The following is a 13,892-nucleotide window of genomic DNA, read 5'->3' as shown; positions in this document are numbered from 1 at the left end:
AGCCTTTAGGCCTGGACTATCTTGAAGAGTCCAGGCCGGCTCTGCGCCAAAGAGGGCGTTCCGGCATCGGGACGTCCTCTTTGTCTTTATGGAGCGCGCGAATCTTGTCCCGCTTGCTCGTCTTGCTGTGCCTGCTGTCCGCCTTGGCCGCCGCCGGCGAACGGCCGCTGGAGCTGGTCACGCTGCAATACCCGCCTTACCAGTATCAGGATGGAGCCGAGGTGAGGGGCGTCGCGGTGGACGTCGTGCGCGAGGCCTTCCGCAGGATGGGGCGGTCCGTCCATGTCGGCGTCTATCCCTGGGGACGCTCGCTGGCGATGGCGGAGTCGGGCCAGGCGGACGCCGTCTTCACGCTTTACAAGACGCCCGAGCGCGAGGCCCGGCTGGACTATTCCCGCCAGGTGCTGATGCCGCAGGAGGTGTCGCTGTTTGTGCTGCAGGATTCCCCGATCCGTTTCGACGGCCGGTTGAGCCAATTGGCCGGCTATCGCTTCGGCGCGGTGAGGGCCGTCAGCTACGGCGCGGTCTTCGACGCGGCGGTGAGGCAGGGAGGCATCCGCATCGCGGAGACGGCCGCCAGCGGCGAGCAGAACCTGGACAAGCTGCTGGCGCGGCGTTTCGACATCCTGGTCAGCAACCGTCTGGGCGCCTGGGACATCATCCGGCGGCAGCATGCCGAGGCCCTGGTGCGCGAGCTGAAGCCGCCGGTCGAGAAAATTCCCAGCTACATCGCCTTCGCGCGCAAGCCTGAGCTGGCCGGCATGCGCGATCGTTTTGATGCCGCGCTGGAAACGATGAAGCGGGACGGCAGCTATGGCCGCCTGGTTTCGGCGGCAATGCCCTGAATTCCATAGTCTTTCTTGACAGTCTTGTCGGCGGAAACTTAAGTGAAACCATGCGTCAGCCGGTTCCGCTTGCAATCAAGCGCTTGGCGATGACAAACGGCGGGTCCGCGACGGGCGCCGCCGATTATAAGATTCCTCATTGGCGGGGGCATGGTTGAATGGGAAACAGGAGCAAGCCGCTGTTCATCTTCGCCGGACTGAGCCTGGCGGCGATGGCGGCGTTGGTGTGGGTGTCGCCTTGGCTGGGCTGGCTGATCCCCGTGCTGGGCGGCGGGGGGCTGCTGCTGGCCTGGGGCGGGGGCGACGCGCCCCAAGCGCTTGTTGAGGCGTCATCCGCCGCGCCGGCGGCGGACGATGACGAGAGCCTCGAACTGCTGCATCAGGTGATCGAGCGCTGGGAAGGCAATCTGCAATTGGTGATAGAGCAGTCGGTGAGCGGCGGCAACCAGCTGGCGGGCACGCTGACCGGCATCGCGGACGGACTGCACGCCACCATCGAAGCGGCGGGCTCGGCTTCCAGCGACATCGGCAACGCCAGCCTGGAGCAGATGGTGGCGGACGCCAGCCTGCGCAGCAAGGAAATCTCGTCGGTGCTGGCGGAGATCGTCGGCCACCGCCAGCAGCTGATCGAAGAGGTCACCCGCCTCGCCACCTATTCAAGCGAATTGCTGTCCATGGCCGATCAGGTGGGCCGCATCTCCAATCAAACCAATCTGCTGGCCTTGAACGCCAGCATAGAGGCCGCACGCGCCGGCGAGTTCGGCCGCGGCTTCGCGGTGGTGGCGGACGAAGTGCGCAAGCTGTCGCAGCAATCGGAGCAGACTGGCAAGCAGATGTCGGAAAAAGTGGTGGAGATCAACGGCGCGCTGGAGCAGACCCGCCAGACCACCACCAGCCTGGGCGCGCAGGACGCGGACCGGGGCAATAACGCGCTGGGGCTGCTGGACGATTCGGTGCGGGATTTCAGCGCCGCCGCGGAGAAACTGGCTCAGATCAACCAAAGGATGCAGACCGAAGGCTCCCGCGTGGAGAAGGAGCTGCACGCTTCGCTGATCGCCTTGCAGTTCCAGGACCGGGTCAGCCAGATCGTCCAGCATGTCGCTCAGGATCTGAAACACATGCAGGCCCATCTGGAGGCGGTGCGCGAGGCGCGCCGGCGCGGGGAGAAAGCCCCCCGGGTCGAGCCCCGGGAATGGCTCAAGCGCCTCGAATCCACCTACACCACGCTGGAGCAGGCCGCGCTTCACAAGGGCGGCGGCGGCAAGCCCGCGGCGTCTAGCGGCGATGTCGATTTCTTCTGATGTTTGATCGAGTTTTTCGGACTTATCCCGGAGAGATTCATGCCTAGCAAATCCATTTTGATTGTTGACGACGCTGCCAGCATCCGCGCCACCGTCAGCATTGCGCTCAAGGGGGCGGGTTACGAGGTGATCGAGGCCTGCGACGGCAACGATGCGCTGGCCAAGCTGAACGGCGTCCGCGTCAATCTGGTCATTTCCGACGTCAATATGCCGGGCATGGACGGCATCACCCTGCTCAAGCGGCTGAAGGAGGGGGCGGCCACCCGTTTCCTGCCGGTGATCATGCTGACCACCGAAGGCAGCGACGACAAGAAAATGCAGGGCAAGGAGGCCGGCGCCAAGGCCTGGATCGTCAAGCCTTTCGACCCGGCCAAGCTGTTGGACGCCGTGTCCAAGCTGATTCAGCCCTGAACCGGAGCGCGCCATGGCCTTGCTGCTGCAACAGGATGGCGGAACGACGCGGGCGGCGCTGGACGGCGAGCTGACCATCTTCACCGCGGAGGAAATACAGGATGAGTTGCTTGGTCTGCTCAATCACGAGCGGGTGGAGCTTGACCTGTCCGGCGTCACGGAGTTGGACGGCTGCGGCGCGCAGTTGCTGAGCATCATGCTGGCGGAGGCCGCCAGGCTGGAGAAAACGGTGGCGATCGCGGCCGGCAACCCCTTGGTGGACGAAGTCGGCGCATGGCTGGGCTTCCTGCCGGTGGGCGGGAATGGGCAAGGAGAGGCGGGCGATGGATCTTAGCAAGGCCAAGGAAGTTTTCTTCGAAGAGTCGCGCGAGTTGTGCGATGGGCTGGAGTCGGCGTTGCTGGACCCGGTCGCCTATCCGCCGGGGGAGGAAACCTACAATCTGCTGTTTCGCACCGCGCACACCATCAAGGGCTCAGCCGGCATCTTCGGCCTGGACGCGCTGGTGCGCTTCGCGCATGTGATGGAAAACGTGCTGGAGCGGCTGCGCTCCGGCCAGGTTTCGCTGAGCGACGACCTGATCACCCTGCTGCTGGCCTGCAATGACCATCTGCGCCGGCTGCTGGACGCCAGCGCGGTCAGCGACGAAATGGCGCAGCGCGATCTGCCGGAAGGCGAACCCTTGCTGGCCGGCTTGAAGCGCTATCAGGAGGGCCGGGCGAATGAGGCGCCGGCCGAGAGCGCCGGCGCTACCGGAGCGGCGGAGGCGGGCGCGGGCGATGTCGAGACGGGCAGCCCGTATTGGCAGCTATCGTTGCGCTTTCACCCGGACACCTTCCGCCACGGCTTCGATCCGCTGTCTTTCCTGCGCTATCTGGGCAGCTTCAGCGTCTTGCGCGATGTGACCCCCGTCTGGCGAAACTGGCCGCCGCCGCAGCTGCTGGACGTGACCGAATGCTTCATCGGCTTCGATCTGGCCCTGGAAACGGACGAGGGCCGGCAGCGCATCGTCGACACTTTCGAGTTCATCGCCGAAGACAGCCATATCGGCATTCTGGCGCCGCGCGCGCCGCTGGCGGACTTCCTAGCCGAAGCGGAGGCGCTGGACGAGCCGCTGGAGGAACAGCTGCAGCGCTGGACCGCGCGCGGCGCGCTGACCGCGGACGAAGCGGACCGCCTGCGCAATGGCGACGTGACGGATCCGGCGGAGGATGCCGGATTGCCGGATGCGCCGGCGGCCGCGCCCCGGGAAGCGCCTCAGGCCGGATCGGCTCCGGCCAAGAGCGGGCGAGGCGACAGCTATATCCGCATCGAGGCCAGCAAGCTGGATCGGCTGATCAACCGCGTCGGCGAGCTGGTGATCGCGTCGGCGGGCACCAAGCTGATCGCCCAGAGCCGCGGCGACGGCGAGTTGCTGGAATCGGTGGCCGTGATCAACACCCTGGTGGAAAGCATACGCGACGACGCGCTGACGCTGCGCATGGTGCCGGTGGACGAGATATTCAGCCGCTTCCCGCGGATGGTGCGCGAAGTGTCCAAGCAACTGGGCAAGGCGATACAGCTGGAAATCAAGGGCGGCGACACCGAGATCGACAAGTCCATGGTGGAGAAGCTGAACGATCCCTTGATGCACATCGTCCGCAACGCGGTGGACCACGGGCTCGAGTCGGCGGAGAGGCGCCGAGCCGCCGGCAAGCCGGAGCAGGGCACCGTGACGCTGAACGCCTATCACGACGCCGGTTCGGTGGTGGTGGAAGTCAGGGACGACGGCGGCGGCATCAACCGCGAGAAAGTGCTGGCCAAGGCCATCGAGCGGGGACTGATTGCCGAGGGCCGGCTGCTGAGCGATCAGGAAACGCTGCAGCTGATCTTCCTGCCCGGCTTCTCCACCGCCGACGCAGTCAGCGACCTGTCCGGCCGCGGCGTCGGCATGGACGTGGTCAAGCGCAACATCGAGGCGCTGCGCGGCGAGATAGAAATCCAGTCCCAGCCCGGCATGGGCTCTACCTTCCGGCTGCGGCTGCCGCTGACGCTGGCCATCATCGACGGCTTCAGGGTAGAGGTGAACGAGTCGGCGCTGGTGATGCCGCTGGACATGATGATCGAGTGCGTGGACATGCCGGATGGGGCGATGAGCCACCATGCCCGCCAGATCAATCTGCGCGGCGACTGGCTGCCCTTCGTGTCCCTGCGCGAGCTGTTCGGCCTGCCGCCGTCCGATCATCCCGAGTACATCGTGATCGTCCACTACGGCGAATACCGGGCCGGCATCGTGGTGGACAAGCTGATGGGCGAGGTCCAGGCGGTGATCAAGCCGCTGGGCGAGATCTTCAAGTCGCTGCGCGGCATCAGCGGCTCCACCATTCTCGGCAACGGAAAGCCCGCGCTGGTGCTGGATATTCCGCAGCTGATACACCATGCCTGCCGGCGGGAGCGAAGGCTGATTCGGCAGAGCGCAGAGGCGCTGGTGGCGGAAAAACCGTAATCTCAACAGTAGCTTGTGATTGTTCTGATGGTTTCAGGAGGCAGAGATGAACTGGTTCCACAATATGAAAGTGCACGTCAAGCTGGCCATAGGCTATGGACTCATCCTGGTGCTGATGGCTTCCATCCTGCTGGTGGGCTTGCGCAGCATGGCGGCGATGAACGAGAGCATTAATCAGATCGTCTCCGAGCGCTTCGTCAAAGTGGCGTTGGCCAGCGATATCATGGTCAATACGCTGAATAATGGCCGCTTTGTCCGGAATATGCTGCTGGAAACCGATCCGGCCACCGTACAGAAAATGCGGGCGCAGGTCGAAAAGCTGCGGGAGGACAATAAGGAACAGCTGGCTAAGCTGGACAAGCTGGTGGAATCGCAGCAGGGGCGCGCCCTATTGGAGAAAGTGGTAGCCGCTCGGGATAATCTGGGGGGGAAGTACACCGAACTGTATGCCTTGATGGCCAAGGATCACCAACAAGCGGTCACTTATCTACTGAAAGATTTCGCTCCCGCCAACAATGCCTTGATCGCATCCCTCGAAGAAATGAATAGACTGCAGGCGGAGCAGATGCAGAAGCAAGGCAAGGAGGACGCCGACACTGCCGCCAATTCCCGTAGCCTGATGGTGGGCATAGGCGTGGCGGCGCTGGTGGTCACGGTGCTGCTGGCGCTGGCCATCATCCGCAGCATTTTGCGGCAGTTGGGCGGCGACCCGTCCTACGCGATGCAGGTGGTGGCGCGCGTGGCGGACGGCGATTTGGCGGTGCCGATCAAGCTGCGCCCCAATGACGACAGCAGCCTGCTGTATTCGATCAAGGGCATGGCGCACCGCTTGTCCGACACGCTGGCCGAGGTGAGCTCGATGTCGGAGTCCATCGGCGCGGCGTCGGAAGAGGTGGCGTCCACCGCCAGCTCGCTGGCGCAGACGGCGTCGGAGCTGGCCTCCAGCGTCGAGGAAACCAGCGCCTCGGTGGAGGAAATGGCTTCCACCGTCACCCAGAACGCCGACAACGCCCGGGTCACCGAGGGCATCGCGTCCAAGTCGGCGGACAGCGCCACCGAGAGCGGCAAGGCGGTGGGCGACATGGTGCACGCGATGAAGGAGATCGCGTCGCGGATCACCGCGATCAACGATATCGCCAACAAGACCGACCTGCTGGCGATCAACGCCGCGATCGAGGCGGCGCGGGCCGGCGAGCACGGCAAGGGCTTCGCCACCGTGGCGGTGGAAGTGCGCAAGCTGGCGGAGCGCTCCCAGGTGGCGGCCAAGGAAATCGGCGACCTGGCGGGGCGTTCGGTCACAGTCGCGGAACGCTCCGGCGTATTGCTGCAGGAAATGCTGCCCGGCATAGACCAGACCGCCTCCCTGGTGCAGGAGATTTCCGCCGCCTCGCGGGAGCAGCGCACCGGCATCGACCAGATCAACACCGCGGTATCGCAGATCAGCACCGGCATGCAGTCATCGGCCTCGTCGGCGGAAGAGCTGAGCTCCACCTCGGAAGAGCTCAGCTCCGCCGCGATGCAGCTGCAGGACCTGATGCAGCAGTTCAAGCTGCGCAGCAGCCGCAATGCGCGCAAGAGCGTGATGATGCATTCCGGCGGACATGGCGGAAGCAGCCACAAGGCTGCGCCTGCGTCGTCCAACCGCGCCTTCGACGAAGACTTCGATGAAGAAGTGGACGACGGCAAGTTTTCCAAATACTGAGGAGCACGGGCATGAGCGAGCGTTCCGATCCGGCAGGCGCGGCGCAGGGCGGCAAGTTCCACTGCGTTACCTTCATCCTGGGCGAGGACCTGTTCGGCATCCAGATCAATTTCATCCGCGAGATCATCGAGCTTGACGGCATCACCCATGTGCCGATGATGCCCAGTTTCGTGCGCGGCATCATCAATCTGCGCGGGTCGGTGGTGCCGGTGATCGACCTGTCGATCCGCTTCGGCAGGGGGCTGACCGAGCTGAAGCCGTCCTCCTGCGTGGCGATCCTGTCCCTGCCAGGGCTGGAGGGCGGCTACAACGATGTGGGCATCCTGCTGGACGCAGTATGCGAAGTGCTGGAGATACCGGATAGCGACATCGATCCTTCGCCTACTTTCGGGGTCAGCATCCGCGGCGATTTCATCCAGGGCATCGCCACCATCAACGAGCGATTCGCCATCCTGCTCAATGTCCAGCAAGCCTTGTCGGTATCGGAATTGAGCGCGATGGCGGAGACCGTCTCCCTGCAGCATTTCAGCGACGACGCCGAGGTGGCCTGATGCCGGAGAGTCCGCATGCACACCGCTGATCCCGTGCTGAACGATGCGGAATTCGCCCGTTTCAAGCAATTCATCCTCAGCGAGGCCGGCATAGACCTGCCGGCCAGCAAGCGTTCGCTGGTGCAGTCCCGCTTGTCCAAACGGCTGCGCCATCTGGGGCTGGACAGCTATTCGGCGTACTGGAAACTGTTGAGCGATCCGCGGGGCCAGGCGGAGCGGCAGCGGGCGGTGAACCTGCTGTCAACCAACGAAACCTACTTTTTCCGCGAGCCCCAGCATTTCCATTGGCTGGAACAACAGGCGCAGGCGTTGCGGGATCAGCGGGCCGGCGCGGTGAAAGTCTGGTCCGCGGCCAGCTCCACCGGCGAAGAGCCTTACACCATCGCGATGGTGATGGCGGAAACCCTGGGCTTGACCGGCAACTGGAAAGTCTGCGCCACCGACATCAACACCAAGGTGCTGGCCGCCGCCACGCGCGGAGTCTATCCGCTGGACAGGGTAAGGCGCACGCCGCCCAGACTGTGGCAAAAGTACTTTCTGCGCGGGCACGACGAGTACGAGGGCATGGTGAAGGTATCGCCGGAGCTGGCGCGCAGGGTGGAGTTCTCCAAGTTGAATCTGCTGCATTGCGACAAGTTCCAGCAGACGGATTTTGATATTGTTTTTTTGCGCAATGTGCTGATTTACTTCAATGAAGGCACCAAGCGCGATGTGCTGGCCCGGGTGTGCACCCGCATGCGCGACGGCGGACATCTGCTGATCGGCCATTCCGAATCGCTGCACAAGCTGGACCTGCCGCTGGTTCAGGAGGTGCCGTCGCGCTACCGTTTCGAAGCTGCCCGCCTCAAGAGTGGAGGTGCAAAATGAGCGTCTCTGTGCTGATCGTCGATGATTCCGCCGTGGTGCGCGAGGTATTGTCCCAAATGCTGTCATCGGCCCCGGACATCGAGGTGCTGGGCGCCGCGCCCGACCCGCTGTTCGCGATGAACCGGATGAAACTGCGCTGGCCCGATGTGATCGTGCTGGACATCGAGATGCCGCGGATGGACGGTTTGACCTTTCTGCGCAAGATCATGGACGAGCGTCCGACGCCGGTGATCATCTGCTCGTCGCTGACCGAGAAGGGCGCGCGCATCACGCTGGACGCGCTGTCGGCCGGCGCGGTGGCGGTGATCACCAAGCCGGCGCTCAATCAGCGCGCCTTTCTGTTGGAAGCGGCCAAGGAACTGGTGCAGGAGGTGCGCGACGCGGCGCGGGCGAAGATGGGGGTGGTGAAGCGCATTTCGCAGACTTCGGTAACGCCGGCAGCCTCGCCGGCGCCCAAGCTGACTGCCGATGTGGTGCTGGAGGCGCCGTCCGGGCTGGAGAAGTACCGCACGACGGAGAAGATCATCGCGATAGGCACGTCCACCGGCGGCACCCAGGCGCTGGAATACCTGCTGCCGCGGCTGCCGGCCACTTGTCCCGGCGTGGCCGTGGTGCAGCACATGCCGGAGAAATTCACCGCCTCGTTCGCCCAGCGGCTGGATGGGTTGTGCCGGGTGGAGGTGAGGGAGGCGAAGAACGGCGATCGGCTGATTGCCGGCGTGGCGCTGATCGCGCCGGGCGGCAAGCATTTGCTGGTCAAGCGCAACGGCGCGCAATACGTGGCGGAGGTGAAGGATGGGCCGCTGGTGTCGCGCCACCGGCCGTCGGTGGATGTGCTGTTCCGCTCGGTGGCGGTCTGCGCCGGGGGCAACGCGGTGGGCGTGATCATGACGGGAATGGGAGACGACGGCGCGCGCGGCATGCGCGAGATGCATGACGCGGGGGCACGCACCATAGCCCAGGACGAGGAGTCCTGCGTGGTGTTCGGCATGCCGGCCGAGGCAATCAACCACGGCGGCGTGGATGAGGTGATGTCGCTGGAGCGCATCACCCACATGTTGGCGGGCATCAGGGGCTGATCATGGGATATCTGGACAAGTGGAAGAGCCTGTCGGTAATGGTGGTGGAAGACTCCGTCACGCAAAGGCTGCTGGCGGCTGGCCTTCTGAAAGACATGGGATTCTGCGTGGTCCACGAGGCCGAGAATGGCCTGGATGCGATGACCAAGCTGGCGGCGCTGGACCGGGTGGACCTGGTGGTGACCGATCTCAACATGCCCTATATGGACGGCGTCAAGCTGCTGGAGAGCATCGCCGGCAAGCTGAAGGGCAAGGTGCGTTTCGTCGCCGTGATGAGCGGCGTGCCGCGGGATGTGCTGGACACGGTGCAGGGCGTGGTGGATGCGTCCGAGCTGAATCTGCTGGCGGTATTTCCCAAGCCGCTCAGACAAGACGAACTGATCCGGGTGCTGGACGGCTACAACCCCGAATGGCCGGGTGCGAGCGACGCGATGAGCAAGCTCGACATCAGCGAGCAGGATGTCGCCGACGCCCTGAAGCAGCGCCAACTGGTGCCGTATTACCAGCCCAAGGTATCCATCAAGGATGGTTCCCTGTTCGGCATGGAAGCATTGGTGCGCTGGAATCATCCGCAGTACGGGGTGTTGCCGCCGGCGGCGTTTGTCCATCATCTGGAGGAGGGCGAGCTGGCCATCCGTTTCTTCTACCAGTTCTTGCGCGATGTTTGCGTCGATATAAGGCAGTTTCTGGCTTTGCATCCCGGCTTGCATGCGTCCATCAACCTGCCGGTGCCCTTGCTCAACGACGCCAACCTGGTGGACGAGATGACTTCCATTGTCCGATCCTGCGGCCAGCCCAGCGACAGCGTCGCGCTGGAAGTGACGGAAACGTCGTTGATGTCCAATCTGGCCGCCTCGCTCGGCACGCTGGCCAGGCTGCGTCTGAATGGCTTCGGTCTGGCGATGGACGATTACGGCACTGGCTATTCATCCATGAAACAATTATCTCGCAGCCCGTTCACCGAGTTGAAGATAGATCGGGAATTCGTCCACGACGCGGGCAGCAGCCCCAAGAAGCTCGCCATCCTGACCTCCGCGGTGGCGATGTGCCAGAAGCTGCAGTTGCTGTCGGTGGCGGAAGGCGTGGAGACGGAAGAAGATTGGCAACAATTGGCGGCGCTGGGTTGCGACGTGGCTCAGGGCTATTACCATAGCCGTCCGCTGCCGTTCGACCAGTTCGTGCAGTGGATGCGGGACAACGGCCATATTTAGCGCCGTTGACAGACCGCTTTGGCGGCGGGCATGAAAAAGGGGCCCGAAAGGCCCCTTTGGATCGACAGCAGCGGAAATCAGGCGAAGTTCTTGGCCACGAAGTCCCAGTTCACCAGGGTCCAGAAGTGCTCCAGATAGTTCGGGCGGCTGTTGCGGTAGTCGATATAATACGCGTGTTCCCACACATCACAGGTCAGCAGCGGCTTCTTGTCGGTGGTCAGCGGGGTGGCGGCGTTGCTGGTGGATACCAGGTCCAGGCTGCCGTCGCTGTTCTTCACCAGCCAGGCCCAGCCGGAACCGAAGGTGCCGATGGCGGTCTGGGTGAAGGCCTTCTTGAACTCGTCGTAGGAGCCCCACTTGGCGTTGATGGCGTCAGCCAGCGCGCCGGACGGCTTGCGTTCCGCGCCGGAGGCGTTCGGGGCGAAGCCGAACCAGTAGAAAGTGTGGTTCCACACCTGAGCGGCGTTGTTGAAGATGCCGCCGGAGGATTTCTTGACGATCTCTTCCAGGGAGGCGTTTTCGAACTCGGTGCCCTTGATCAGATTGTTCAGGTTGGTGATGTAGGTCTGATGATGCTTGCCGTAGTGGAATTCCAGGGTTTCCTTGGAGATGTGCGGAGCCAGGGCATCCAGCGCGTACGGCAGTTCAGGCAGTTTGTGTTCCATTATGCTCTCCTTGTTGAGTAGAGTAATCCGCATAAGCGGTGGCTTTGATCGTAGTTTACTGGAATATGTTCTGCGTGGCTAATAGTTGACTAAAATGATAAGGATAAGTTTTTGCAATTTGATGTGATTGTCATCGGGGCTGGCGCGGCCGGCCTGATGTGCGCGGCGACGGCCGGCCAGCGCGGCCGCAGCGTGCTGCTGCTGGACCACGCGGCCAAGCTGGCGGAGAAAATCCGCATCTCTGGCGGCGGGCGCTGCAACTTCACCAACGTCAATGCCCGGTTCGACTGCTATCTGTCGGCCAACCCCAATTTCTGCCGTTCCGCGCTGGCTCAATACACGCCGCAGGACTTCATCGACATGGTGGAGCGCCACGGCATCGGCTACCACGAGAAAAAGCTGGGCCAGCTGTTCTGCGACGATGGCAGCGAGCGCATCATCGCCATGCTGGACGAGGAGTGCCGCAAGGGCGGCGCGGACCGCTGGATGGAGACCGCGATACAGGGCGTCTCCCGAACCGGGGAGGGCGGCTTCGTCGTTGAAACCAGCCGCGGGCGCTTTCAATCGCAGTCGCTGGTCGTCGCCTCGGGCGGCTTGTCGATTCCCCAGATCGGCGCGACGCCGTTCGGTTACCAACTGGCTGAACAGTTCGGCCTGGAGGTGACGCCGCTGTCGCCGGCGCTGGTGCCGCTGACTTTCCATGTCGAGGATGCCGAGATCTTCACGCCGCTGGCCGGCGTGTCGGTGGATGTGGAGGCCAGGGCGGGCAAGGGGCGTTTCCGCGAGAACGTGTTGTTCACCCACAAGGGCGTGTCCGGCCCGGCCATCCTGCAGGTGTCGTCGTACTGGCAGCCCGGCATGGAGCTGCTGCTGGACCTGATGCCGGACGGCGACGCCGAGCGCTGGCTGGAGGAGAAGGGCGACAGCGAGCAGCTGATCGCCAATGCCTTGGCCGAACTGGGCTGGTCGCGCCGCTTCGCCGACGCTTGGCTGGACCGGGTAGGCCTGAACAAGCGCGCCAAGGACTTGGGGCCCAAGCAGCGGCGCCAATTGGCCGAGCAGCTGCACCGCTGGTGCGTGAAGCCCAACGGCACCCAGGGCTACAAGAAGGCCGAGGTGACGCTGGGCGGCGTTTCCACCAAGGCCTTGTCGTCCAAGTCCCTGGAGGCCAACGACGTGCCCGGCCTGTTCTTCATCGGCGAAGTTGTGGACGTCACCGGCTGGCTGGGCGGCTATAACTTCCAGTGGGCATGGTCGTCCGGCTACGTCGCCGGGATGAACTGCTGAGCGGGCCCGGTTTGTTTCGGGTTAGAATTGCGTTTTGCCTTACGCGCGCCGCTTGCCGCGCGCCTTCCTCCGGGTCTACATGACAGAACAGTACGATAATTTTGACAGCGAGATGGCGTCCATCCGCACGCCGCCGCATTCGGTGGAGGCCGAACAGTCGGTGCTGGGCGGCTTGCTGCTGGACAACAGCGCCTGGGACAAGATCGCCGACGTGGTGTCTGAGGCCGACTTCTACCGCCACGACCACCGTCTGATCTACAAGCACATCGCCAAACTGGTGGAAATGGGGCGTCCGGCCGACGTGGTGACGGTGTCCGAGGCGCTGGACAAGAATGCTCAGTTGGTCGAGATCGGCGGTCTGGCCTACTTGGCGACGCTGGCGCAGAACACGCCATCGGCGGCCAACATCCGCCGCTACGCCGAGATCGTCCGCGAGCGCTCCGTCATGCGCCAGCTGGCGCAAGTCGGCACCGAAATCGCCGAGGCCGCTTACGCGCCAATGGGCCGCGACGCGGCGCAACTGCTGGACGAGGCCGAGGGCCGCGTGTTCCAGATCGCCGAATCCACCGCCAAGTCCAAGCAGGGCTTCCTGGAAATGCCGGGCCTGCTGAAAGAGGTAGTGGAACGGATCGACATGCTGTACAGCCGGGACAATCCGGACGAAGTGACCGGCGTGCCCACCGGCTTCTTCGATCTGGACGCCAAAACCTCAGGCCTGCAGCCGGGCGACCTGATCATCGTCGCCGGCCGCCCGTCCATGGGCAAGACCGCCTTCTCGATGAACATCGCCGAGCACGTGGCGGTGGAAACCCACCTGCCGGTGGCGGTGTTTTCGATGGAAATGGGCGGCTCGCAGTTGGTGATGCGTATGCTGGGCTCGGTCGGCCGGCTGGATCAGCATGTGCTGCGCACCGGCAAGCTGGGCGATGACGACTGGCAGAAACTGACCTACGCGATCGGCAAACTGTCCGACGCGCCGATGTACATCGATGAGACCGCGGCGCTGACCGCGCTGGAAGTGCGCGCCCGCGCGCGCCGGCTGGCCCGCCAGCACGGCGGCAAGCTGGGCCTGATCGTGATCGACTACCTGCAGTTGATGAGCGGCTCCGGCCGCGGCGACAACCGTACCGCCGAGCTTGGCGAAATCTCGCGGGGCCTGAAGGGCCTGGCCAAGGAGCTGCAGGTGCCGGTGATCGCGCTGTCGCAGCTGTCGCGGGCGGTGGAGCAGCGGCCGAACAAGAGGCCGATGATGTCCGACCTGCGGGAATCGGGCGCCATCGAGCAGGATGCCGACTTGATCATCTTCATGTACCGCGACGAGTACTACAATCCGGATTCGCCGGACAAGGGCCTGGCCGAGGCGATCATCGGCAAACACCGTAACGGTCCGACCGGCGCGGTGCGGCTGGCCTTCATCGGCCATTACGCCAAGTTCGACAACGCGGCCACCGTCGGCGCGGCCGGCTGGGCGGACAACGACGGCTAAGCGG

General features: G+C 63.9%; 13 protein-coding genes. 12 read left to right on the top strand and 1 reads right to left on the bottom strand.

All coding sequences use genetic code 11. The features are described 5' to 3' along the window. The first annotated feature begins 104 nt into the window (after positions 1 to 104). The 10 genes from BKX93_RS03390 to BKX93_RS03345 all read left to right on the top strand — a co-directional run bounded on the left by BKX93_RS03390 (position 105) and on the right by BKX93_RS03345 (position 10,450). Positions 105 to 845 (top strand): substrate-binding periplasmic protein, encoded by a 741-nt coding sequence (locus BKX93_RS03390; protein ID WP_244887229.1) that lies wholly within the window; start codon positions 105 to 107, stop codon positions 843 to 845. Positions 846 to 1,003: 158 nt separating this feature from the next. Next, positions 1,004 to 2,146 carry a methyl-accepting chemotaxis protein gene (locus tag BKX93_RS03385; protein ID WP_052729244.1) on the top strand — a complete coding sequence of 381 codons (1,143 nt, stop codon included), beginning with the start codon at positions 1,004 to 1,006 and terminating at the stop codon, positions 2,144 to 2,146. A gap of 39 nt (positions 2,147 to 2,185) precedes the next feature. Beyond that, entirely contained in the window at positions 2,186 to 2,557 is a 372-nt protein-coding gene (locus tag BKX93_RS03380; protein ID WP_021479097.1) for a response regulator, read from the top strand. Between the two features lie 13 nt (positions 2,558 to 2,570). Continuing rightward, the gene (locus BKX93_RS03375) at positions 2,571 to 2,891 is read left to right on the top strand and encodes an STAS domain-containing protein (protein ID WP_046156919.1); all 321 of its coding nucleotides are present in this window, start codon (positions 2,571 to 2,573) and stop codon (positions 2,889 to 2,891) included. Next, a complete protein-coding gene (locus BKX93_RS03370; protein WP_070978727.1) occupies positions 2,881 to 5,040 on the top strand; it encodes a chemotaxis protein CheA in 2,160 nt (719 codons plus the stop codon). Before BKX93_RS03375 ends, BKX93_RS03370 begins: the two co-directional genes overlap by 11 nt. Before the next feature lie 46 nt (positions 5,041 to 5,086). Continuing rightward, a complete protein-coding gene (locus BKX93_RS03365) occupies positions 5,087 to 6,742 on the top strand; it encodes a methyl-accepting chemotaxis protein (protein ID WP_046156921.1) in 1,656 nt (551 codons plus the stop codon). Positions 6,743 to 6,753: 11 nt separating this feature from the next. Further along, complete coding sequence (locus tag BKX93_RS03360; RefSeq protein WP_021479093.1) at positions 6,754 to 7,293, top strand: chemotaxis protein CheW; 540 nt, start codon at positions 6,754 to 6,756, stop codon at positions 7,291 to 7,293. Between the two features lie 15 nt (positions 7,294 to 7,308). Continuing rightward, positions 7,309 to 8,160 carry a CheR family methyltransferase gene (locus BKX93_RS03355; protein ID WP_070978726.1) on the top strand — a complete coding sequence of 284 codons (852 nt, stop codon included), beginning with the start codon at positions 7,309 to 7,311 and terminating at the stop codon, positions 8,158 to 8,160. Further along, a complete protein-coding gene (locus BKX93_RS03350) occupies positions 8,157 to 9,239 on the top strand; it encodes a protein-glutamate methylesterase/protein-glutamine glutaminase (protein ID WP_070978725.1) in 1,083 nt (360 codons plus the stop codon). Before BKX93_RS03355 ends, BKX93_RS03350 begins: the two co-directional genes overlap by 4 nt. Positions 9,240 to 9,241: 2 nt before the next feature. Next, positions 9,242 to 10,450, top strand: coding sequence for an EAL domain-containing response regulator (locus tag BKX93_RS03345; protein ID WP_070978723.1), 1,209 nt, complete (start codon positions 9,242 to 9,244; stop codon positions 10,448 to 10,450). A gap of 77 nt (positions 10,451 to 10,527) precedes the next feature. On the opposite strand, the gene BKX93_RS03340 is transcribed toward BKX93_RS03345, so the two are convergent. Further along, positions 10,528 to 11,115, bottom strand: coding sequence for a superoxide dismutase (locus tag BKX93_RS03340; protein WP_021479089.1), 588 nt, complete (start codon positions 11,113 to 11,115; stop codon positions 10,528 to 10,530). A gap of 111 nt (positions 11,116 to 11,226) precedes the next feature. On the opposite strand from BKX93_RS03340, the gene BKX93_RS03335 reads away from it, so the two are divergent. Both BKX93_RS03335 and dnaB read left to right on the top strand, forming a co-directional pair. Beyond that, a complete protein-coding gene (locus BKX93_RS03335; RefSeq protein ID WP_083340424.1) occupies positions 11,227 to 12,402 on the top strand; it encodes a BaiN/RdsA family NAD(P)/FAD-dependent oxidoreductase in 1,176 nt (391 codons plus the stop codon). 79 nt (positions 12,403 to 12,481) lie between these two features. After that, the gene (dnaB, locus tag BKX93_RS03330) at positions 12,482 to 13,888 is read left to right on the top strand and encodes a replicative DNA helicase (RefSeq protein WP_046156942.1); all 1,407 of its coding nucleotides are present in this window, start codon (positions 12,482 to 12,484) and stop codon (positions 13,886 to 13,888) included. Positions 13,889 to 13,892: the final 4 nt, after the last annotated feature.

The sequence above is a fragment of the Chromobacterium vaccinii genome (genome assembly GCF_001855275.1).
In the GTDB taxonomy this organism is placed as follows: domain Bacteria; phylum Pseudomonadota; class Gammaproteobacteria; order Burkholderiales; family Chromobacteriaceae; genus Chromobacterium; species Chromobacterium vaccinii.
The sequence above is the reverse complement of the archived record's forward strand: the minus strand, read 5'-3'. Positions and strand labels throughout refer to the sequence as shown.

Bases quoted from the DNA above. Each gene is read 5' to 3' on its own strand.
- BKX93_RS03340 (WP_021479089.1), bottom strand. From the start codon at position 11,115: ATGGAACACAAACTGCCTGAACTGCCGTACGCGCTGGATGCCCTGGCT.
- BKX93_RS03370 (WP_070978727.1), top strand. From the start codon at position 2,881: ATGGATCTTAGCAAGGCCAAGGAAGTTTTCTTCGAAGAGTCGCGCGAG.
- BKX93_RS03385 (WP_052729244.1), top strand. From the start codon at position 1,004: ATGGGAAACAGGAGCAAGCCGCTGTTCATCTTCGCCGGACTGAGCCTG.
- BKX93_RS03375 (WP_046156919.1), top strand. From the start codon at position 2,571: ATGGCCTTGCTGCTGCAACAGGATGGCGGAACGACGCGGGCGGCGCTG.
- BKX93_RS03365 (WP_046156921.1), top strand. From the start codon at position 5,087: ATGAACTGGTTCCACAATATGAAAGTGCACGTCAAGCTGGCCATAGGC.
- BKX93_RS03350 (WP_070978725.1), top strand. From the start codon at position 8,157: ATGAGCGTCTCTGTGCTGATCGTCGATGATTCCGCCGTGGTGCGCGAG.
- BKX93_RS03360 (WP_021479093.1), top strand. From the start codon at position 6,754: ATGAGCGAGCGTTCCGATCCGGCAGGCGCGGCGCAGGGCGGCAAGTTC.
- BKX93_RS03380 (WP_021479097.1), top strand. From the start codon at position 2,186: ATGCCTAGCAAATCCATTTTGATTGTTGACGACGCTGCCAGCATCCGC.
- BKX93_RS03345 (WP_070978723.1), top strand. From the start codon at position 9,242: ATGGGATATCTGGACAAGTGGAAGAGCCTGTCGGTAATGGTGGTGGAA.
- dnaB (WP_046156942.1), top strand. From the start codon at position 12,482: ATGACAGAACAGTACGATAATTTTGACAGCGAGATGGCGTCCATCCGC.
- BKX93_RS03355 (WP_070978726.1), top strand. From the start codon at position 7,309: ATGCACACCGCTGATCCCGTGCTGAACGATGCGGAATTCGCCCGTTTC.